This is a genomic window from Arthrobacter sp. 135MFCol5.1 (assembly GCF_000374865.1).
Classification (GTDB): Bacteria; Actinomycetota; Actinomycetes; order Actinomycetales; family Micrococcaceae; genus Arthrobacter.
In genome coordinates this window covers 127,062-148,542 of record NZ_KB895462.1, presented here as the reverse complement: position 1 = coordinate 148,542, position 21,481 = coordinate 127,062, and the positions used below count along the sequence as shown (strand labels likewise).

Annotated in this window: 19 protein-coding genes; 4 read left to right on the top strand and 15 right to left on the bottom strand. The window is 67.5% G+C overall.

Annotated features, from left to right (window positions below; translation table 11 throughout):
* The coding region (locus tag C563_RS21460; RefSeq protein ID WP_018763029.1) for an HNH endonuclease signature motif containing protein at positions 1-1,044 on the top strand (1,044 nt) is incomplete at its 5' end.
* A gap of 43 nt (positions 1,045-1,087) precedes the next feature.
* On the opposite strand, the gene C563_RS0115720 is transcribed toward C563_RS21460, so the two are convergent.
* From C563_RS0115720 to tdh, 6 genes are all read right to left on the bottom strand, one after another.
* Positions 1,088-1,867, bottom strand: a complete 780-nt coding sequence (locus C563_RS0115720; RefSeq protein WP_018763028.1) for a CPBP family intramembrane glutamic endopeptidase — start codon at positions 1,865-1,867, stop codon at positions 1,088-1,090.
* A gap of 134 nt (positions 1,868-2,001) precedes the next feature.
* Positions 2,002-2,790, bottom strand: coding sequence for a DeoR/GlpR family DNA-binding transcription regulator (locus C563_RS0115715; RefSeq protein WP_018763027.1), 789 nt, complete (start codon positions 2,788-2,790; stop codon positions 2,002-2,004).
* Between the two features lie 99 nt (positions 2,791-2,889).
* Positions 2,890-4,101 carry an amidohydrolase family protein gene (locus C563_RS0115710; RefSeq protein WP_018763026.1) on the bottom strand — a complete coding sequence of 404 codons (1,212 nt, stop codon included), beginning with the start codon at positions 4,099-4,101 and terminating at the stop codon, positions 2,890-2,892.
* Positions 4,102-4,112: 11 nt separating this feature from the next.
* A complete protein-coding gene (locus C563_RS0115705) occupies positions 4,113-5,225 on the bottom strand; it encodes an NAD(P)/FAD-dependent oxidoreductase (RefSeq protein ID WP_018763025.1) in 1,113 nt (370 codons plus the stop codon).
* Positions 5,226-5,334: 109 nt separating this feature from the next.
* Positions 5,335-6,531: a glycine C-acetyltransferase gene (locus C563_RS0115700; RefSeq protein WP_018763024.1), complete on the bottom strand. Its 1,197-nt coding sequence runs from the start codon at positions 6,529-6,531 to the stop codon at positions 5,335-5,337.
* Between the two features lie 8 nt (positions 6,532-6,539).
* Positions 6,540-7,586, bottom strand: coding sequence for an L-threonine 3-dehydrogenase (tdh, locus tag C563_RS0115695; protein ID WP_018763023.1), 1,047 nt, complete (start codon positions 7,584-7,586; stop codon positions 6,540-6,542).
* A gap of 131 nt (positions 7,587-7,717) precedes the next feature.
* On the opposite strand from tdh, the gene C563_RS0115690 reads away from it, so the two are divergent.
* Positions 7,718-8,629 carry a LysR family transcriptional regulator gene (locus C563_RS0115690; RefSeq protein ID WP_026264940.1) on the top strand — a complete coding sequence of 304 codons (912 nt, stop codon included), beginning with the start codon at positions 7,718-7,720 and terminating at the stop codon, positions 8,627-8,629.
* Positions 8,630-8,700: 71 nt separating this feature from the next.
* On the opposite strand, the gene C563_RS0115685 is transcribed toward C563_RS0115690, so the two are convergent.
* From C563_RS0115685 to C563_RS0115665, 5 genes are all read right to left on the bottom strand, one after another.
* Positions 8,701-9,327, bottom strand: coding sequence for a DUF5666 domain-containing protein (locus C563_RS0115685; protein WP_155845200.1), 627 nt, complete (start codon positions 9,325-9,327; stop codon positions 8,701-8,703).
* Between the two features lie 210 nt (positions 9,328-9,537).
* Positions 9,538-11,046 carry an Asp-tRNA(Asn)/Glu-tRNA(Gln) amidotransferase subunit GatB gene (gene gatB, locus C563_RS0115680; protein WP_018763020.1) on the bottom strand — a complete coding sequence of 503 codons (1,509 nt, stop codon included), beginning with the start codon at positions 11,044-11,046 and terminating at the stop codon, positions 9,538-9,540.
* On the bottom strand, positions 11,046-12,617 hold the full coding sequence (gatA, locus tag C563_RS0115675) for an Asp-tRNA(Asn)/Glu-tRNA(Gln) amidotransferase subunit GatA (protein ID WP_018763019.1): 1,572 nt from the start codon (positions 12,615-12,617) through the stop codon (positions 11,046-11,048). The genes gatB and gatA overlap by 1 nt, the downstream gene beginning before the upstream one ends.
* Before the next feature lie 2 nt (positions 12,618-12,619).
* A complete protein-coding gene (gatC, locus tag C563_RS0115670; RefSeq protein WP_018763018.1) occupies positions 12,620-12,916 on the bottom strand; it encodes an Asp-tRNA(Asn)/Glu-tRNA(Gln) amidotransferase subunit GatC in 297 nt (98 codons plus the stop codon).
* Between the two features lie 145 nt (positions 12,917-13,061).
* Positions 13,062-14,549, bottom strand: coding sequence for a CitMHS family transporter (locus tag C563_RS0115665; protein WP_026264939.1), 1,488 nt, complete (start codon positions 14,547-14,549; stop codon positions 13,062-13,064).
* 212 nt (positions 14,550-14,761) lie between these two features.
* Between C563_RS0115665 and C563_RS0115660 the strand changes: the two genes are divergently transcribed.
* Together C563_RS0115660 and C563_RS0115655 are read left to right on the top strand one after the other, a co-directional pair.
* Positions 14,762-16,531: a sensor histidine kinase gene (locus C563_RS0115660; RefSeq protein WP_018763016.1), complete on the top strand. Its 1,770-nt coding sequence runs from the start codon at positions 14,762-14,764 to the stop codon at positions 16,529-16,531.
* A complete protein-coding gene (locus C563_RS0115655; RefSeq protein WP_018763015.1) occupies positions 16,524-17,186 on the top strand; it encodes a response regulator in 663 nt (220 codons plus the stop codon). Before C563_RS0115660 ends, C563_RS0115655 begins: the two co-directional genes overlap by 8 nt.
* A 13-nt stretch (positions 17,187-17,199) precedes the next feature.
* Here C563_RS0115655 and C563_RS0115650 read toward each other — a convergent pair whose 3' ends face one another.
* The 4 genes from C563_RS0115650 to ligA form a co-directional block, all read right to left on the bottom strand.
* Positions 17,200-17,580 carry a RidA family protein gene (locus tag C563_RS0115650; RefSeq protein WP_018763014.1) on the bottom strand — a complete coding sequence of 127 codons (381 nt, stop codon included), beginning with the start codon at positions 17,578-17,580 and terminating at the stop codon, positions 17,200-17,202.
* Between the two features lie 47 nt (positions 17,581-17,627).
* Positions 17,628-18,131, bottom strand: coding sequence for a GNAT family N-acetyltransferase (locus tag C563_RS0115645; protein WP_018763013.1), 504 nt, complete (start codon positions 18,129-18,131; stop codon positions 17,628-17,630).
* Positions 18,132-18,262: 131 nt separating this feature from the next.
* The gene (locus C563_RS0115640; protein ID WP_018763012.1) at positions 18,263-19,072 is read right to left on the bottom strand and encodes an inositol monophosphatase family protein; all 810 of its coding nucleotides are present in this window, start codon (positions 19,070-19,072) and stop codon (positions 18,263-18,265) included.
* Positions 19,069-21,408 carry an NAD-dependent DNA ligase LigA gene (gene ligA / locus C563_RS0115635; RefSeq protein ID WP_018763011.1) on the bottom strand — a complete coding sequence of 780 codons (2,340 nt, stop codon included), beginning with the start codon at positions 21,406-21,408 and terminating at the stop codon, positions 19,069-19,071. Before ligA ends, C563_RS0115640 begins: the two co-directional genes overlap by 4 nt.
* Between the last annotated feature and the right edge of the window lie 73 nt (positions 21,409-21,481).

Sequence of the window (21,481 nt, the reverse complement as noted above, 5' to 3'; positions counted from 1 at the left end):
TACGCCCCGGACCGCGACGGGATGGCCTGGCTCTCGCTCTACCTGCCCGGGGACACCGCATGCGCGATCTGGAACCGCAGCACCGCCACCGCCCGCGGCCTCCAAAACCCCGACGAGCCCCGCACCCTCACCCAGCTCCGCGCCGACGTCGCCGCCTCACTCCTCCTCGGCGCCAGACTGCAGCCCACCACCACCCCCAACGGCCGCACCAGCCTGTCCCTCGGGGCCGGAACCAGCCCCACCGGTGGCACCGAACCTCCGCACCAGCCTGACACCTGCCGCGCCACCGGCCCGGGCAGCTTCACCGATGCGGGAACCGCCGGCGGGCTTGGCAAGATCCCCACGCCGCGGGCTGATGTCCTGGTCACGGTCCCGGTGTTCTCGCTGCTGGGCCTCACCGATGAGCCGGCCGTGCTGGACGGGTTCGGGCCGGTCCCGGCATCCATGGCGCGCAAGCTCGTCGCCGGCGGGGCGGAATCGTTCTACCGGGTCCTGGTCGACCCCCGCGACGGGGCACCCCTGGAAATAGGCCGCACCCGCTACCGGCTCCCGGAGACCATCAAACAATGGATCCGGCTACGGGACGGCACATGCACCTTCCCCGGCTGCACCAACCACACCCCCGACAACGACACCGACCACCTCAACCCCTGGCACCACGGCGGCACCACCGGAACCCACAACCTGGCCCAACTCTGCCCCCGACACCACCGCCTCAAACACCACAGCACCTGGACCCCCGACCCAGCCACCAAAAACAAACCACCCGGCTGGACCTCACCCACCGGCCGACACTACAAACCCGAACAACACGACCCCCAACCAACCCACTGGCCACCAGGAACCGTGCCGCTTGCCGAACTCCCAGCGTGCCCGGATCCGGAAACGGAGGAGCCGGAAACGGAGGATCCTGACGGGGAAAACCTGCTGGATCCGGACGACCTTTGCGCTACTGATGCCCTCTGGGACGACTTCTACGCTATGCCGTTCCTCCTGCCGCCAGACCCGCAAGCAGAGTGGCCGTTGCTGCTGTCGTTGATGTGACAGCGCACGTAGGGGGCGAGCCGCCGAGGCTAATGCCCCACGCCTACCCCAGCCCCACGGCCTTGCCAAAGAGGCTGAAGCCGACGAACGCCACGATATCCAACAACGCGTGGGCAATGACCAGCGGCATGACGCGGCGGGTGCGGGTGTACAGCCAGGCGAAAACCACCCCCATGATCGCGTTGCCGATAAATGGCCCGAAACCCTGGTAGAGGTGATAGCTGCCGCGGAGCAGCGAACTGACGGCGATAGCGAGAGGCGTGCTCCAGCCGAATTTGCCGAAGCGGTCCAAGAGGTAGCCCACCACAATGACTTCTTCCAGGACCGCGTGCCTGATCGCGGACAGGATCAGGACCGGCACCGTCCACCAGTAGGCGTCGAGCGCACTGGGAATGATCGACGTCGTGATTCCCAGCGCGCGGCCGGCGGCGTACAGCCCCAGCGACGGGATCCCGATCAGGGCCGCCAGCCCCAGGCCCTGCAGCAGGTCCCTTCCGGGCCGGGCAAAGTTGAACCCAAGCTTCCGGAACGCCGAACCTGATGAACCGGCGTCGCCCGGGGCGGCCTGGCGCTGGTCCGTGAGGAAGTAGAGGACCAGCAGCACGGGAACCAGCGCAAAGATGATGTCCAGCAACTGGTAGGTCAGGTCAAAGTACTCCCGCGTACTCTGCGACCGGTTCAGGGTGGAGGTTCCCTCCGCCAGTGGCGCACGGGTCATCTTATCCAGCAGCTGCACCACAGAGTACACAGCCGACTGGCCGAGTGACAGGCCCAGGACGATCCAGACTTCGAGCCGCAGGCGACGGCGGGAGGGAACCAGCATGTTCCCATCTTGCCCTCAGTTTCTGGATCCGGGCTGATGGAGCGGCCGGAGGGAACCACAAGCCGGGGCAACACCAAGGATCCAGGCAGCACACCAGAGGGCGCACAGGCCACGCTTACACCAGCTGCCGGGCATCAGGCAGGCGCGATAATAACTTCCGTACCCCGGGCTTCGAAGGCCGCCTTGTCGTGGGCAGAAATGCCGGAATCAGTGATGAGCCGGGTGAAGTCGTAACCGTCCATGGTGGCGAAGGCCCGGACGCCCACCTTGGAAGAGTCGGCCAGGACGTACGAGACGCGGGCCCGGCTGGCGAGCAGCGCATTGACCGAGGCTTCCCCTTCGCCGGTGTTGGTGGGTCCCACCTCGGGGTCGATGCCGTTGACTCCGATGAATGCGATGTCCAGCACCACCTTTTGCATGATGATGTCCGTATAGGGCCCAACCAGCTCGTAGGAGCGGGGGTTGAGGATGCCCCCGGTGACCATGACTTTGATGTTGGGCCGCACCGCGAGCTGGCCGGCGATGTTGATGGCGTTGGTGACCACGGTGAGAGTTGGCTGGTTGGACGGGGCGTTCAGGTCTTCCCGCGTCGCCAGGATCTGCGCCAGGGCTGTGCTGGTGGTGCCCCCGCACAGCCCAATGACTGCTCCAGGCCGGATCAGGGCCGATGCGCACTGCGCGATTTGTTCCTTGGCCTCTGCGTGGTCGTCACGGTTGTAGCGTCCGGGCAGGTCGTAGGCCAAGGCACCGGTAGTGGCGCCGCCGCGGGTCCGGGTCAGCAGCCGCCGCTTGGCAAGGCTGTCCAGGTCGCGGCGGGCAGTGGCCGGCGAAACATTCAGGCTGCTGACGATCTCGTCAACTTCCACTTGGCCGGTCCTGGCCAAGAGGTCAAGAATGGCCGTCAGCCGGTCTGTGCGCGTCATGCAGGGGGGCCTTTCAGTACACCAGCCACCCTATCGGATGACGTTTTCTGATTGTAACCCCGGGTGAACAATCAAGAAAAATCACTTAACCGGCAATCTTTACCGAGCCCGCACTCCGGCACGCCACACAGCGTACGTCAGCGGCATGCCCGGGCGGTAAGCGAGGTGGGTGGCGGAGGGTGCGTTGAGCAGGTGGAGGTCGGCCCGGTGGCCGACGGCGATCGATCCTACGGCCCGCTCGCCGTCCGCGTCACGCCCCACCTCCCGGTGCAGCGCCAAGGCACCGCCATAGGTGGCAGCACGGACGGCCTCGTGCACGCTCAGGTGCATCTGGAGAACGGCAGTGGTCACGCAAAATGCCATGGAACTGGTGTAGGACGTGCCCGGATTGCAGTTGGAGGCCAACGCCACCTGGACGCCAGCATCAAGGAGTGCCCGGGCCGGTGCCAGCGGCTGGCGGGTGGACAGGTCGCAAGCGGGCAGGCAGGTGGCCACCGTGCCCCGCTCCCCCGTGCCGGTGGCCGGGTCCCACGCGGACCACGAGGCCGCCAGGGCCTTGACGTCCCGCCCGGAAAGGTGGTTCACGTGGTCAACACTGGCAGCGCCCACCTCGACGGCTAGTTGGACGCCCGGCCCTTCGCCCAACTGGTTGCCGTGCACGCGCAGGCCGAGCCCGGCGTCGCGGCAGGCCAGGAGCACGCGGCGCGACTGCTCGGCAGTGAAGGCACCTTCCTCGCAGAACACGTCAGCCCACTGGACATAGGGCCTGACGGCGGCCAGCATCGGCCCGCAGACCAGGTCCGTGTAGGCCTCGGCATCCTGGCCGGCGGGAACCAGATGCGCACCAAGATAAGTCACCTGGTCTGCCACTGTGGACGCGATCCGGGCGCTCCTGGCCTCATTCTCAATGTCCAGGCCGTAGCCGGTCTTCGTCTCCAGGTAGGTGGTCCCCTGCGAGACGGCCTCAGCCACCCTCCCCATGGCCAGCCGCGTGAGGTCAAAATCGGATGTGGCCCTGGTGGCATTCATGGTGACGGCGATGCCGCCGGCGGCGTAGGCCTCGCCGGCCATCCGGGCTTCGAACTCGGCGGTGCGGTCCCCGGCAAAGAGCAAGTGGCAGTGGGAGTCCACCCATCCCGGCAGCATGGCCCGCCCGCCGGCATCGACGGCGTCGTCCGCGGCAGGTGCATCGGTCGCCGCGCCAATCCACGCGATCCGTTCCCCGTCCACTACCACGGCGGCGTCCCGCAGGACCCGATGTTCAAGGTCCTGCGTCATCAGCTCGGCGATATTGGTGATCAGGGTGCTCATGGGACCATTCTTCAGCGTCGAATGGACCAGCGTGTGGCAGCCAGTGCCTCCACTGTCCGGGATGCCGGACCCGCCCCGCCTGCGCCGCCGCCGGATTGCCCGGCAAGGATCTGGGTGGCTGCAAACTCCGCCATGGCTGCGGAGGTCTGGAATCCGTAGCCGCCCTGCCCTGCGAGCCAGTAGAACCCCGGCGCTTCGGCGTCGAAGCCCGCCACCGGCACCCCGTCCGCCGCTTCGGTGCGCAGGCCCGTCCAGGCACGCCGGATGCGGGTGATCCCGAGGGCGGTCGTGGAGTTCAACATGGCCACCAAGCGTTCCACGTCGCCTGGCCGCGGACGCGCATCCTCGGGGCCGCTGGGCACCGTTTCGGACGGGGAAATCAGCACATCCGCGCCGTCCGGCCGGAAATAGAAAGAATTGTCCGCGGCGGCCACCATGGGGCTGTGTCCAGGCAGGGAGCGTTCGACGGCGGCAATCGCCGCAGTCCGCCGGAACGGCTGGAGGCCGAGCTTCTCGACGCCGCTGATCACGGCGAGTTCATCGGCCCAGGCACCGGCCGCATTGACCAGGACCCCGGCCTCAAAGCCTTCGCTTCCGGCGCCCACCTGCCACCCCGAGCCCTGCCGCTGGGCCGAGTGGACGCGGGCGCCCGTGATGATGTCCGCCCCGGCAGCGAGCGCCCTCTCGCGGTGATCCGCCAGCAGGACAGGGGCGTTGCATCCGAAGGAACCAGTGTCCAGCCCTGCGGCGGTAAACGTTCCCGGCAAGAGCGCCGGGCAGAGCTCGAGGGCACGGTCCACCGTGATCGGCTGCATGTGTCCGCTCGCCTCGGATGCCACGTCCGGCTCCGAGCCGATCAACATGAAACTGCGCGGCGCCAGAACCGGTTCGGGCAGTTCCCTGTCGCGGGCGGCAAGCAGTTCGAGGGTCCGGACGGTGAGTTCCTGCACCACGGGAGGCCCGTAACTGGGGATGAGCTGACGGGCGGAGCGGGAGGACGTGTGGTACGCCAGTTCCTGCTCCGCCTCCACCAGCGCAACGCTGCAACGCCCCGCCAGCGCGGACGTCAAAGACAGGCCGGCGATGCCGCCGCCTACGATCAGGACATCGTAATGTGCTGCCATTGGTCCATCCTCGCAGAGTTCATGCCGGGCGGAGGTTCACGCCAGGCGCGCGTACATGCCCGGCGGGGGTTCACGCCAGGCGCGCGTACAGGCCATGCGGCGCTGCCGTCTAGGCTGCCGCCTTGGCACGGCTGGCGACGAAGGCACGAACGCATGCTTCGACGTCGTCCGCTGAATGCGCGGCGGACAACTGCACCCGGATCCGGGCGGCACCGCGCGGGACCACCGGGAAGCTGAAGGCGGTGACGAAGACGCCGTGCTGCAGCATCCGGTCCGCCACCTTGGCTGCCATCACTGCGTCCCCAAACATGACGGGCACGATGGCGTGCTCGCCCGGGAGCAGGTCGAAGCCTTCCTCGGTCATCCTGCGGCGGAACTGCGCTGCGTTCTCGAACAACCGGCGCCGGAGCTCCGCGGAGCTCTCCACGAGGTCAAGCGCTTTGAGCGTCGCGGCCACAATGGCGGGCGCCAATGAGTTGGAGAACAGGTACGGCCGCGCCTTTTGCCGCAGCATGGCCACGATCTCGCCGCGGCCGGACACGTAGCCGCCGGACGCCCCGCCAAGTGCCTTGCCGAAGGTTCCGGTGTAGATGTCCACCCGGTCCGAAACCCCTGCATGCTCCGGGGTGCCCGCGCCGGTAGCGCCCATGAAGCCCACCGCATGGGAGTCGTCCACCATCACCATGGCGCCGTATTTTTCGGCGAGGTCGCAGATGGCCTCGAGCGGGGCGAGGAAACCGTCCATGGAGAACACGCCGTCGGTGACGATCAGCTTCCGCCGCGCGTCCTGGGCCTCCTGGAGGCGGGCCTCGAGCTCGGCCATGTCCTGGTTGGCGTACCGGTAGCGGCGGGCCTTGCACAGGCGGATGCCGTCAATGATGGAGGCGTGGTTGAGGGCGTCCGAAATGACGGCGTCGTCCGGGCCGAGGAGGGACTCGAAGACGCCGCCGTTGGCATCGAAGCAGCTGGAGAAAAGGATGGTGTCCTCGGTCCCCAGGAAAGCGGAGACCCTGGCCTCGAGGCTGAGGTGCAGGTCCTGGGTTCCGCAGATGAACCGGACACTGGCCATGCCGAAGCCGCGCTCATCCATGGCGGTTTTTGCGGCATTGATGATGTCCGGATGGTCGGCCAGGCCCAGGTAGTTGTTGGCACAAAAGTTCAGCACGTCGCTGCCTTGACCGCCGATCCGGCCCGCGATGATGTGGCTTGACTGCGGTGAACTGATGCTGCGTTCGGTCTTGTAGAGTCCCGCGGTGCGGATCTCGTCCAGCTCGCCGCGGAGCTGGTCCTTGATGGAGGTGTACATGGGGTTCCTTACAGTCGGGTCCAGTCGAGGACAACTTTTCCGCCCACGCCGCTGCGGGCAATGTCGAAGCCCTTCTCCCAGTCCGTGGCGGGCAGCGTGTCCGTGACCACGGCGGAGATTCCGGCGTGCAGCACCGGGTTGGAGGAGAGCATGGCGCTCATGGCGTACCAGGTTTCGTACATCTCCCGGCCGTAGATGCCCTTGAGCGTGAGCATGTGGGTGACCACCTTGCCCCAGTCGATGGTGATGTCCTGGCTGGGCAGGCCCAGCATGGCGATCCGGCCGCCGTGGTTCATGTTGTCGATCATCTCAGGCAGGGCGGTGGGGTGGCCGGACATTTCCATTCCGACGTCGAACCCCTCCCGCATGCCCAGCTCCCGCTGGGCATCGCGGACGCGGGTCGTGGAGACATCGATGGCGAGGTCGGCGCCCAGCTGCTTGGCCAGCTCCAGCCGCGGCACCGACACATCCGTGATGGCGATCTTGCGCGCGCCGGCGTGGCGGGCCACAGCGATGGCCATCAGGCCAATGGGGCCGGCCCCGGTGATGAGCACGTCTTCGCCCACCAGGGGGAAGCTCAGTGCGGTGTGGACGGCGTTGCCGAACGGGTCGAAGATGGCGCCAAGCTCGGGAGTGACCGAGGGGTCGTGGTGGACCCAAACGTTGGTCTCCGGGATGACCACGTATTCGGCGAAGGCGCCGTCCCGCTGGACTCCCACGCTGACCGTGTGGATGCACATCTGCCGGCGCCCGGCACGGCAGTTGCGGCAGATACCGCAGACCACGTGGCCTTCGCCGGAGACTCGGTCTCCCACCTTGACCTCGCGGACGTCCTCGCCCACCTCCACCACTTCGCCGTAGAATTCGTGGCCGGCGATGAGCGGAGCCTCGATCATGCCCTGCGCCCAGGCGTCCCAGGACTGGATGTGGAGGTCGGTTCCGCAGATCCCGGTGGTCATCACGCGGATCTTGACGTCGGCCGGACCCGCCGTGGGTTCCGGCCGGTCGACGAGTTCGAAACCGGCGTGCGGGCCGGCCTTGTACAGGGCCTTCATTGGCGTCCTTACTTCTTGGCATTCACATCAGCGGGTTGGTGTCCTCCTCATTGAAGCCCCGGGAAAGCATTAGCACAACAGGAATCTTCTCAATCGACGATTTAGATTTTCCTAATGTATACACTGGCGGAGTGGAATTACATCAGCTGGAAATCCTCCGCGAACTTGGGGCGCTGGGCAGCGTGAAGGCGGTGGCCGACACCCTCATGGTCACCCCGTCGGCGGTCTCCCAACAACTGGCCCACCTGCAAGGGACGGTGGACGTGCCGTTGACGCGCAAGGAGGGCCGGAACCTGGTCTTGACCGAAGCCGGCCAAGTCCTCGCCGACGCCGGCGCCGCCGTCCTCAGCGCCATGGCCGATGCCCGTGGCGCGCTGGGCTCATACCACGGTTCGCCCGCCGGCCGGGTCACCGTCAGTGGGTTCCACAGCGCCGGGCAGGCCCTCTTTGGCCCGCTGGCGCGGATGCTGGACCAGCCGGGACATCCGCGGATCGAACTCTCCGACGAGGACGTCGCCCAGCAGGACTTCCCGGCCCTCACCGCCCGGTACGACCTCGTGCTGGCGCACCGGATGGACCACAGCCCCCGCTGGCCCGCCGAGCGCGTCGCCGTGATCCCGCTGGCCCACGAGCCGCTGGACGTGGCCCTCCCCGCCGGGCACCCGCTGGCCCGGCAGGACACCGTCACGGTGCACGACGTCGGCGCCGAAGCCTGGGTGACCAGCCACCCCGGCTACTCCCCCGCCGACGTGCTCTCCGCCGTCGCGGCCGTATCCAGCCGGGAACCGAACATCGTCCACCGCATCAACGACTACTCCACGGTGGCTGCCCTGGTGGCCGCGGGCGGGGTGGTGGGGCTGCTGCCCAGGTACACCGCCGGGCCGGTCCTGAATCCGGACATTGTCCTGCGCCCGCTCGAAGGCATCAGCACCCGCCGCCGGATCGACCTGCTGGCCAGGCCGGAAAACCTCAAGCGGCGTGCAGTAGTGCTGGTCTGTGAGGCCCTGGAAGACATCATGGCAGGGCTGGTGCAACAGGGGTAAGCGGGAGCTGGCTGGTGCAGGGGCGGGCACGGTGTCACGGACCCGTGGCAGGCGTGGCCGGACCGGCGCAGCTATGCCCCTTCGCCATCCTGATGGTTGCCCGCACCCATCTTTTTGCCCATGCCGTGCCCACGTCCCGACCCCAGGCCCGGGCCGTCACCGGCGCCGTCGACGATCCGCTTGGCAGTGGCCTGGTCCCCGTCCTTCACGCCGGCCACGCGCACGGTGTCGCCGGCGGCGATGTCCGCCATCGATCCGGCTGCCGGCTTGCGGCCCGCACCATCGTCGGCCGCCGAAAGTTTGGTGATCCTGGTGTCCGCGTTGACTGCATAGGACTGGATGAAGCCGTCCTCGCTCTTGACGGTGATGGCGGAGTCGCTGACGGACTCCACGGTTCCGCGCTGTTCGAGGACAGTCTGGAAGGTTCCGTCGGGCTGCTTGACCACTGCCTCACCGTGGAGCGGTTGGCCATGCCGGGACTTCTGCTGCCCGGGTGCCTTCTGCTGCCCGGGTGCCTTCTGCTGCCCGGGTGCCTTTTGTTGGCCCGGTGCCTTCTGCTGTCCCGGTGCAGTCTGGGAGGGGGACGGCGTTGGCGTCCCGGTGGCCGACCAGGCCAGTGCCGCCCCGGTTCCGGAAAGGGCCAAGGCCACCGCCCCGGCCAGCATTGCCTTGCGCATCCTCAATGGGTCCCGGACCATGGTTGTTCCTTCCTCAGCACTGCCAAGGCATCATCGCCCTGTACCCTCCTGTGCCCTGTGGGCTCCAGTCTAGGTCCGCCACGCACGTGCGGCCACGGGTACTTTGCGGCCGGCGGCACCTGAGTACTTAAAGCCCAACCGGGCCGCAGTTGATGTCGTTATGGATGCTCAAAACGGACATCTGCTGCGACCCGGGTGGGTATCGGAGTGCTAAGCGGTGACGCCCAGCTTCTCCAGGATCAACTCCTTGACGCGTCCTGCGTCGGCCTGCCCGCGGGTGGCCTTCATGACCCCGCCCACGATCGCTCCCACGGCCTGCACCTTGCCGGCGCGGATCTTGTCCGCGACGCCGGGCTGCGCGGCCAGCGCGGCGTCGATGGCTTCCAGGAGGGGTCCGTCGTCGGACACCACGGCGAGGCCGCGCGCTTCGACGATCTCTTCCGGGGTGCCTTCGCCGGCGAGCACGCCGTCCAGCACCTGGGAGGCCATCTTGTTGTTGATCTTGCCGGCCTCCACCATGCGGCTGAGCTCCACCACGGTGGCAGCCTCGACGCCCAGCTGGCCGGGGTCCACATCGGCAGCCTTGGCGCGGCCGACGATCTCCCCCATCCACCACTTGCGGGCCACGGAGGCGGAAGCCCCGGCCGCGATGGTTTCCTCGATTTCGTCCAGGACGCCGGCGTTCACAACGTCGCGGAATTCCAGGTCGGAGTAGCCCCAGTCGGCCTTGAGCCGTTTCCGGCGCTCGGCGGGCGGCTCGGGCAGCGTGGCACGCAATTCCTCCACCCATTCGCGCGAAGCGACCACCGGCACCAGGTCAGGTTCCGGGAAATAGCGGTAATCGTCGGCGTCGGACTTGGGCCGGCCCGAGGTGGTGGTGCGGGTGTCCTCGTGCCAGTGGCGGGTTTCCTGCACCACCGGGTTTCCGGAGTCCAGGACGGCGGCGTGGCGCTGGATCTCGTAGCGCACGGCGTGTTCCACGGCGCGCAGCGAGTTCACGTTCTTCGTTTCGGAGCGGATGCCGAAGCGTTCGCGGCCGTGCGGGCGCAGCGAGACGTTGGCATCGCAACGGACGTTGCCGCGTTCCATCTTTGCGTCGGAAACGCCGAGGTTCTTGACGATTTCGCGGATGGCGGCAACGTACGCCTTGGCGAGCTCCGGTGCGCGGGAGCCCGCGCCCTCGATGGGCTTGGTGACAATTTCCACCAGCGGTACGCCTGCACGGTTGTAGTCCACCAGGGAGAAGTCGGCACCCTGGATGCGGCCGGTGGCGCCGCCCATGTGCGTCAGCTTTCCGGCGTCCTCTTCCATGTGCGCGCGCTCGATTTCCACCCGGAACACGGTGCCGTCTTCGAGTTCAATATCCAGGTAGCCGTCGTACGCGATGGGCTCGTCATACTGCGAGGTCTGGAAGTTCTTGGGGGTATCCGGGTAGAAGTAGTTCTTCCGGGCAAACCGGCAGGATTCGGCGATCTTGCAGTTCAGCGCCAAGCCGATCTTGATGGAGGACTCCACCGCCGTCTTGTTGACCACCGGCAGGACACCGGGCATCCCCAGGTCCACCTCGTTGACGTTGGTGTTCGGCTCGTCGCCGAAGACGTTGGGCGCGGAGGAAAACATCTTGGTCTTGGTGTTCAGTTCGACGTGGACCTCGAAGCCGAGGACGGGGTCGTACTTCTCCATGGCCTCTTCGAAGCTCAGGATTTCGTCGGTGCTCATTATTTTGCCTCCTGGGTTTCGAGGGATTCAGCGCCCAGCGCGGGAGCCTGGGCCAGCAGCGGGCCTCCCCATTTGGCTTCCAGCAAGGACTCCAAGACAGCACCCACCCGGTAGAGGCGGGCATCCTCGCGGGCGGGTGCCAGCAGCTGGATGCCCACGGGCAGGCCGTCCTCGTCTGCCAGGCCGCCGGGCAGGGACAGCCCGGGGACGCCGGCGAGGTTCGCCGGGATGGTGGCGACGTCGTTGAGGTACATGGCCAGGGGGTCGTCCAGTTTTTCGCCGAGCGGGAAGGCCGTGGTGGGGGCGGTGGGCGAGATCAGGACGTCGGCCTGCTCAAAGGCGGCATCAAAGTCCCGCTGGACCAGCGTGCGCACCTTCTGGGCGGACCCGTAGTAGGCGTCGTAGTAGCCGGCCGACAGGGCGTAGGTGCCCAGGATGATGCGGCGCTTGACCTCATCGCCGAAGCCGGCGGCGCGGGTGGCGCCCATGACGCGTTCAATGGTCATGGGACCGTCTTCCGGGAGGACCCGCAGGCCGTACCGGACGCCGTCGAACTTGGCCAGGTTGGAGGAGGCCTCGGACGGCATGATCAGGTAGTAGGCGCCCAGGGCGTACTGGAAGTTGGGGCAGGAAACCTCCACGATCTCGGCGCCGGCTTCCTTGAGCAGCTCCAGGGCATCGTTGAAGCGGTTTTCGACGCCGGCCTGGTAGCCCTCGCCGTGCAGTTCCTTGATGATGCCGATCCGCAGGCCCTCGACGTTGCCGGTCTTCGCTGCGGCAACGAGGTCAGCCAGCGGTTCCGGCAGGGAGGTGGAGTCGCGTGGGTCGTGGCCGCCGATGACCTGGTGCAGCAGGGCAGAGTCCAGGACGGTGCGGGTCACGGGGCCGATCTGGTCCAGGGAGGACGCCATGGCGATGGCGCCGTAGCGGGAGACACTGCCGTAAGTGGGCTTCACGCCCACGGTGCCGGTGACGGCACCGGGCTGGCGGATGGATCCGCCGGTGTCCGTGCCGAGCGCCAGCGGAGCCTCGAAAGCGGCCACGGCCGCAGCCGAACCGCCGCCGGAGCCGCCCGGAATCCGGTCCAGGTCCCAGGGGTTGCGGGTGGGTCCGTACGCGGAGTGCTCGGTGGAGGAGCCCATGGCGAACTCGTCCAGGTTGGTCTTGCCAAGGATCGGCATCTTGGCCGCGCGCAGCCGCTCGACGACCGTGGCGTCGTACGGGCTGTGCCAGCCTTCGAGGATCTTGGAACCGGCAGTAGTGGGCTGGCCGATGGTGACGATGAGGTCCTTGACGGCGATGGGCACGCCGGCGAGGACGTGCAGGGATTCCGCCTCCGCGCCTCCGGCGGCACGGATGGCGTCAACCTCCGCGGCGACGGCAAGGGCTTCCTCGGCGTTGACGTGCAGGAAGGCATTGACCTGCCCGTCGACGGCGGCGATGCGGTCGAGGTACGCCTGGGTGGCCTGGACGGCGGTGACCTCGCCGGCAGCCAGCTTCTCAGCGAGCTGCGCGGCGGAGAGGCGGATCAGGGTTTCGGCGCTGATGCCGGTGGAGTTCTGTTCAGTCATGGTTATGCCTCATCCAGGATGGCCGGGACCTTGAAACGGTTGTCATCGGAATCCGGAGCACCGGAGAGCGCCTGTTCCGCCGTGAAGGTGTGTCCCACGACGTCGTCGCGGAAGACGTTGGTCAGCGGGATGGGGTGGGAGGTCGCCGGGACGTCATCCCCTGCGGCCTCGCTGACGGACTTGACCGAATCGACGATAACGGCCAGTTCGCCGGCCATCCTGTCCAGCTCTTCGGCACTCATCTCGATGTGAGCGAGCCGCGCGAGATGCGCGACGTCGTCACGGTTGATCGCAGCCATGGATCTCCCCTGCAAAGTTCGAATTGTTTTCCGATCCAGTCTAGTGGGGAAACGCCGATGCCCGTCTGACATCCCCCAGCGGGCGTCAGACGGGCACCTTCGTGCCAGGCCCTGCCTCGGGGACAGGAGCACAGGCAGGTACAGACTAACCGATTCCGATGGCTCCGGTCAGCATCCCGACACCCAGCATGACCAGGGAGATGACGGCGGTACGCCACAGGACTTTCTTGTGGTGGTCACCGAGGTCCACCTTGGCCAGCGAAACCAGCAGCAGGATGGCCGGAACGAGCGGGCTCTGCAGGTGGAACGGCTGGCCGGTGATGGAGGCCCGGGCCATGTCCGCGGCGCCGACACCGTAGTGCGCGGCCGTCTCGCTGAGGACGGGCAGGACGCCGAAGTAGAAGGCGTCGTTGCTCATGAAGAACGTCATGGGGATGCTCAGCACACCGGTGATGACGGCCATGAACGGGCCCATGGAGGACGGGATGATCTGGACCAGCCAGGCGGACATGGCTTCGACCATGCCGGTGCCCTTGAGGACGCCGGTGAGGACGGCGGCGGCCATGACCATGCTGACCACGGCGACGATGGAGGGTGCGTGCGCGATCAACTGGGCGCCCTGGTCCTTGACCTTGGGGAAGTTGACCAGCAGGGCGATGGCCGCGCCCACCATGAACACGAACGGCAGCGGGATGACGTTGGCCACGAGGACCACCATGACAGCGACGGTCAGGGCCAGGTTGAACCAGAACAGCTTGGGACGCAAGGTGCTGCGGTTCGGATCCAGGGCGGTGTCGGTGAGTCCGGCGCTGCTGTCCTCAAGGAGGATGTCCGTGCGCTCCAGCACGGCCACGGAGGATCCTGCCGGGGAGCCGCCGACGGCGGGGGCTGCTCCGCCGGGGTTGCCGCCCTTGCGTCCGGCGCGGGGCGCCGTGCCGCCGGCGGTAGTGCCGCCGTCGAACTCTTCTGCCGTGAAGGGCTCTGCCGAAGACGGGACGCCCCAAATCTCGGGAGCAACGGCACGGAGGCGGTTGCGTTCCTGAAGCCCCAGGAGCCAGGCGAAGGCGAATACCACGACCAGGCCGGCCACCAGGGACGGGATCATGGGGACGAAAACGTCGTTGACATCGATCTTCAGGGCGGTGGCGGCGCGGGCGGTGGGACCACCCCAGGGCAGGATGTTCATGGTGCCGTTGGCCAGGCCGGCCACGCAGGTGAGGACCACGGGGCTCATCTTCAGGCGCAGGTAGACCGGCAGCATGGCGGCGGTGGTGAGGATGAAGGTGGTGGACCCGTCGCCGTCCAGCGACACGGCGGCCGCGAGGATGGCGGTGCCCAGGACCACCTTGGCGGGGTCGTTGCCCAGCTTGCGGAGGATGAACTTCACCAGCGGGTCAAAGAGCCCGACGTCGATCATCAGGCCGAAGTAGATGATGGCGAACATCAGCAGGGCCGCGGTGGAGGTCATGGACTTCATGGAGTCCATGACCATGTCGCCGATGCCCAGGCCGGCGCCGGCAAAGAGGCCAAAAACGGTGGGGACAATGATCAACGCCAGCACTGGCGTCAACTTCTTCGTCATGATCAGCACCATGAAAACCGCGATCATGGCGAATCCAAGTATTACCAGCACAGCCGGCTCCTTCTTGTGAACAGCGGCACACCGGTGTGACGCGTGCTACAGACTGTAGGGTGGCGTCCGTCACGGCGGTGCCTTTGGCTCAATTGATTGGCATACTGCTTATTGGGAGCATTTTGCTCATTGTGCTCACGCTGTGTCGGCGCCTGGCGGCAGCCGATACGGTTGAGCCATACCCGTCGCGCCACACCCGTCAAGGAGGATAAATGCAGCGTCCCGCGCCCCGGCAGCCGCTGCGCTTTTCCACCCAGACACTCTTGCTGCAGGTGGCCGTCGTTCTCCTGGTGGTCCTCCTGAGCGCCACGGTGCATGCCTGGCTGACGTATGACCGGGTGGGCAGCGACGCGGAGAACCAGGCCCTGACGCTGGCCCGGACCGTCGCATCCGATCCGGAGGTCAGGGCAGACGTACTGGCCATCAGCGAACAGCCCGGCACTCCCCCGCCGGCCGCGCTCCTCGCGGGTCCGCTGCAGGCCTCCGCAGAGGCCGCACGGACCAGGACCGGCGCCCTGTTCGTAGTGATCACCGACGAAACCGGGATCCGGCTGGCCCACCCGGATCCGCAGCGGCTCGGCGAGAAGGTGAGCACGGACCCGTCCGAGGCGCTGTCCGGGCAGGAAATCACCACCCGGAACACGGGAACCCTTGGCCCTTCCGCCGGAGCAAAGGTTCCGGTGTATGCCCCCGGCACCGCGACGGTGGTGGGTGAGGTGAGCGTGGGCTACTCCATGGAAACCGTGGCCCAGAGCGTGAGCCGCGACATCGGCCCGGTGGCCCTGACCGCCGCCGGCGCACTGCTGGCCGGAGTCCTGGGATCCTTCCTGCTGCGCCGCCGCCTCCAGCGGCTCACCCTGGGCCTGGAACCGGAAGAGATCAGCACGCTGGTCCACGACCAGGTGGCAGTGCTGCAGGGCGTGGACGACGGCGTCATCGGCGTCCGTGCCGACGGCCGGGTCAGCGTGTTCAACGCCGCGGCGCAGCGCCTGCTCGATTTGCCCGACCTGTCCGGGACACGGTGGGAGGACGCCCCCGTTCCCGCCCAGCTGAAGTCACTCACCAGCCCCGCCCCCGTGGCCGCCGCTCCGCGGTTGGCTGCCGCCGGACCGGAAGGGAATGCCGCGGGGCCGGATGCCCTGGAACTGGTGGCGGGCGGCCGGGTCCTGGTGGTCAATGCCCGCAAGGCGCTGCACCGCCGGGAGGACTTGGGCTGGGTGATCATGCTCCGCGACCGCACAGAGCTGCAGGAGCTCACCCGGCAGCTGGATGCCGTGGGCACCATGTCCACGGCCCTGCGCGCCCAGCGGCACGAGTTCGCCAACCAGCTGCACACCCTGGCCGGTTTCCTGGGCATCGGGCAGCACCAGGAGGCCCGTGACTACCTGGCTGGGCTGGCCGCCACCGGTCCGCTGAAGTTCCCCGTGGACCAGGCCGAACTGCTCCAGGACCCCTACCTGCAGGCGTTTGTGGGGGCCAAGGGCGTGGAAGCGGACGAACGGGGCGTCGCCCTCCGCATCGGGCCCGAAACCCTGGTCCGCGGCCAGGTCACGGAGGCCCAGGATGTGACCACGGTGCTGGGGAACCTGATCGACAACGCCGTCAACGCCGCCGTGGCAGGATCCTCGACGGACCGCTGGGTTGAGCTCGAGGTGCTGGATGAGCCGGGCGACGACGGCGGGACGCTGCACATCGTGGTGGCGGACTCGGGCGACGGGCTGGCGGACGGAACCGATCCCGAAGGCGTCTTCGTAGAAGGATTCACCACCGCTGCGGGCCCGGTGCGTGCCGGTGGCGGGCAGGGCTTCGGCCTGGCCCTGGCCCGGCAGCTGGCACGCCGCCGCGGCGGCGACGTCAAAGTACTGGATCGCGGCACCGCCGGCGGGCCGGGCGCCGTCTTCATGGCGGTCCTCCCGCACACGACGGCGGGAAACCCTGCCGCGAAGACCCCCGGGGCAGCCGGAAAGGACAACAATGGCTGATGATTTTCGGGTCCTGATCGTGGACGACGACTTCCATGTGGCCAAGCTGCACGCAGCCTACGTGGACTCCGTGGCCGGATTCCTGGCCCTGGCCCCCGTTGGCACCGCCTCGCTTGCACTGCAGGCAATCCACAGCCTGCGCCCGGACCTGGTGCTGCTGGATGTCTACCTCCCCGATGCGTCCGGCCTGGACTTGCTGCAGCAGCTGGATGTGGACACGATCATCCTCAGCGCCGCCTCGGATGCCGCCTCCGTCCGGGTGGCGTTCCGCCGGGGCGCCTTGGGGTACCTGCTCAAGCCCTTCACCGCTGAGTCGCTGTCCCAGCAGCTTCGTTCCTATGCCAGGTACCGGCGCCTCCTGGGCCAGGCCGGGGCCCTGGACCAGGAGGCCGTGGAACGCGCAAAACGGTCGCTGATCCCGGGGGACGTCACGTCGTCGTCGAAACCCCGCTCGGCAACCGAAGCCGCGGTGCTGGAATCACTGGCTCCGGGCGAACAGTATTCCGCCGCCGAGGTGGCCGCCCGGGTGGGCGTCTCCCGCGCCACGGCGCAGCGCTACCTGTCGTCGCTGGCCGACGACGGCGCCGTGGACATCCAGCTGCGCTACGGCACCACGGGCAGGCCGGAACACCGCTACGGCCTGCCGGCAAGGTAGGGCAGGGAGAGCGTCAGGCAGCTTTCCGGGCGACCAGTTCGATCTCGACGAGCATGTTCGGGTCAAGGAACGGCAGCACATGGACCAGGGAGAGGGTGGGGCGGATCTCGCCGAATACTTCGCCGTGTGCCCGGCCGGCCTCTTCCCATTTGCTGATGTCCGTCAGGTACAGCTTGGACTGCACCACATCTTCGTACGCGAAGCCGGCGTCGGCCAGGACCTTGCCGAGCTTCTGCAGGATGTACTGGGTCTGCGTGTAGAAGTCGTCTCCCACGATTCCGTCGTCGCCGCTGGCCGCGGTGGCGGAGATGTAGAGGGTGTTGTCCACCTGGACGGCGCGGGAATAGCCGAGCGTCTGCTCCCAGACGGAGCCGGTGCCGAAGGTTTTACGCATGGGTGGGCCTTTCAAAGCTGGAATGGGTCGCCACCACTGTAGGGCCGCTACAGGTCGCGCCGGTAAACCAGCAGTTTTGTGTCGGTTCCGGGAACGAACCAGTCCCGTTCAGGCACCCGGTGGAAGCCGGTCCTGCGGTACAGGCCATGCGCGCTTTCCCAGTCTTTCCCCGTGGTCAGTGCCACCGCACGGATACCCGGCAGGGTTCGGGCATGGCTGATGATGGCTTCCACCATGGCGCGTCCGGCGCCGCTGCGCTGGACGGCAGGGTCCACCACCAGCATCCGGAATTCCAGTTCGTCCGGCAGGGCAATGTCAGCGTACGGTTCACCGGCAAGTGCCAGGGTGACCGAGCCAATGACCGACCCCTCCCGTTCAGCCACCCAGATGGTGGCCTGCTCCGCGCGCGCCGCAACGTCCATGACCTTGACCATGTACGGGTGGGCGGCGTCGTCGAAGTACCCTGCGGCGAGGTAGGAGTCGCCGGTGATGCGGGCGACGTCGCCGAAGTCGGCTTCGACGGCGGGACGGATGGTTAGCTGCGGCTGCACCCGTCAATGGTAGTGGCGGTTCGGGCCCCCGCGGGCCCAAACGGGGCTTTCCGTGATCGAACTATCAGTACCGGGAGGAGTTACCGCCGCACCAAGGCCGGCCGGCGGACAGCACGCTTGGCTCGGTACACCTAGAGCGGAAACTTTCCTGACAGTTCCAGCCCGGCCGCGCAGGTCCAGGCGTCCAGGCGTTCGTCGTCGGAGGGACCGCCGTCGAGCGGACTGGTCAACCGCGGCCGGCGCACCCAGCAGCCTGCTTCCTCTGCGATCAGGGCACCGGCCGAGAAATCATGCTCGTTCAGGCCGCGTTCGCCGTAGGCGTCGTGTGTCCCGTCCGCCACCATGCACAGGTCCAGGGCAGCGGAGCCGAGCCGCCGCACGTCGGCGAAGCCATCCATCAGCGTGGCGAACGCTGCCGCCTGCTCGGAGCGGACGGCCGGCTCGTAGCTGAACCCGGTGGCCAGGATCTGCCCGGTACGGCCCGAAACCGGCCCTTCCAGCCGGGTGAGCGTTCCCCGCTCCTCCAGCCACGCGCCCTGGCCGCGGGCGGCGTAGTACACCCGCCCCAAGGCTGGGGCATTGACGACGCCGGCCTGCCAGACGCCGTCGGCATCGGCCACTGCCACGGAGGTGGCGTAGTAGACGATGTTGCGGATGAAGTTGGTGGTTCCGTCCAGGGGATCGATGGACCAGCGGTACCCCGTGGATTCAGCGGGGCGAGTCGTTCCCTGTTCCTCCCCGGTGACAATATCGCCAGGGCGGGCGGCGGCGATCACGGCGCGCACGGCGTCCTCGGCGGCGATGTCGAAGGCAGTGACCCAGTCCCCGGCCGCACCCTTGTTGTTGGGGTCCAGGGCGTTGCCGTCACGGCCGGACAGCACCTGCGCACCGGCCGCGGCGGCCTGGCGGGCCACATCCAACAGTTCAGACGCGGATGTCATGCGCTTTCCTCCACAGTGGTGTCGTCGGGCGTGTTGTGGCGGGCGCTGCCTTGGTCCGCGGCGTGGTGGTCCGCGGCGTCGGCGTCCGGTGTGGTGCCGTCGGGTGCGGCGTCGCCCAGGGCTGCCGGCCCGCCGTCGAGCAACTGCCTGAATCCGTCCTCATCCAGCACCCGGATCCCCAGCTGTTCGGCCTTGTCCAGCTTGCTCCCGGCGCTTTCCCCCGCCACCACGTAGCTGGTGTTCTTGGAAACGGAGCCCGCGGCCTTGCCGCCGCGCAGCAGGATGGCTTCTTTGGCTTCGTCGCGGCTGAAGTTGGGCAGCGAGCCCGTCACCACCACGGTGAGGCCCTCCAGGGTCCGCGGCATGGACTCGTCCCGTTCGTCCTCCATGCGGACGCCCGCAGCCGCCCACCGGTCCACGATCTCCACGTGCCAATCTTCGGCAAACCACTCTTTGAGGGCGGCGGCGATGGTAGGTCCTACGCCGTCAACGTGGGCGAGCTCCTCCTCGCTGGCTGCCCGGATACGGTCCATGGTGCCGAAGGCCTGCGCCAGGGCGCGTGACGCCCGCGGGCCCACGTGCCGGATGGACAGCGCCACCAAGACCCGCCACAAGGGCTGCGTCTTGGCCTTCTCCAGTTCCTTGAACAGTTTCTGGGTGTTGGCGGTTGGCTTGGATGGCGATTTGGCGGTGCCCTTGCTGTAGAAGTACGGCACCAGCTCGAACTCCCCGGTGGGGACGCCCTTGGACTTCTTCTCCCGGCGGATCCGTACCTCGGCCAGGTCCTCGGGGGTGAGGTCGAACAGCCGTGCTTCGGACGTCAGCGGAGGCACTTCAGGTTCGGCCGGCTGGGTCAGGGCGATGGCCGCTTCCCAGCCCAGGGCCTCAATGTCGAACGCGCCCCGGCCGGCCACGTGGAATACCCGCTCGCGGAGCTGGGACGGGCAGGACTTGGAGTTGGGGCAGCGGACGTCCACATCGCCTTCTTTGGCGGGGGCCAGCGGGGTTCCGCAGGAGGGGCATTCGGCGGGCATCACGAAGTCCCGGACCGGCGGATCCTGCTGGTCCCGGAGGGCCAGGACCGGGCCAACGATCTCGGGGATGACGTCCCCTGCCTTCCGCAGGATGACGATGTCGCCGATCTTCACGCCCTTGGCTTTCACCACGTCCTGGTTGTGCAGCGTGGCCATTTCCACGGTGGATCCGGCCACCTTGACCGGCTCCATGACGCCGAAGGGGGTTACGCGGCCGGTGCGGCCCACATTGACCTGGATGTCCAGCAGCTTGGTGTGGACTTCCTCGGGCGGGTATTTGTAGGCCACCGCCCAGCGGGGAACGCGGGTGGTGTTGCCCAAGGCGCGCTGGGTGGCGAAATCGTCCACCTTGATCACGATGCCGTCGATTTCGTGGAGCAGCTTGTGGCGCTGGTCCCCGTACCGCTGGATGAAACCCAGGACGTCGTCGCGGGCCGCCAGCACCTCGAAGTACGGGCTGACGGGCAGGCCCCATTCTTTGAGCTGATGGTAGGTTTCCGACTGGCTGCGGGCTTCAAGCCCCTCGCGGGCGCCGATGCCGTGCACGAACATTTTCAAGGGCCGCTTGGCGGTTTCGGCGGGGTCCTTCTGCCGCAATGAACCCGCCGCCGCGTTGCGGGGGTTCGCCAGCGGGGCTTTGCCGGCCTCGATCAGGGCGTCGTTGAATTCGGCGAACGCCTTGGAGGGAATGAAGACCTCGCCGCGTATTTCCATCTCGGCGGGAAAGCCGCTGCCCTGCAGTTCCTGCGGGATTTCCTTGATGGTGAGCAGGTTGTGGGTGATGTCCTCGCCGGTGGTACCGTCGCCGCGGGTGGCCGCGCGCACCAGCTTCCCGTCACGGTACAGGAGGTTGACGGCGAGGCCGTCGATCTTGAGTTCAGTCAGCCATGCGGCTTTGGTGCCGCCGTCACCGATCTTCGCGATGCTTGCCTCGGCCCGGTTGAGCCAGGCTTCGAGTTCCTCAAGCGAGAAGACGTCCTCCAGGCTGTACATCCGCTGCAGATGCTCCACCGGGGCGAATGCGGCAGAAACCTCGCCGCCGACTTCCTGGGTTGGCGAGTCATTGGCCACCAGTTCCGGGTGCAGGGCCTCAATCTCTTCCAGGCGGCGGAAGAGGGTGTCGAACTCGGCGTCCGAGACCAGGGGTGCGTCCTCCTGGTAGTAGGCGAACCGGTACTTCCGCACCAGGTCCGCGAGGTTTTCGTATTCCTCGCGGAGGGCTTCGGTGGGGATGGCCTCGGGCTCGTGTGGTTCCGCGGTCCGGGCGGCGGTCTGTTCTGCGGGTCCTGGTCCTGTGCTCACAGACCTATCTTGCCCTACCCCTCCGACGATTTCCTTGGCAGGGCGGCGCGGCACGGGACAGGGCGGCGCGGAG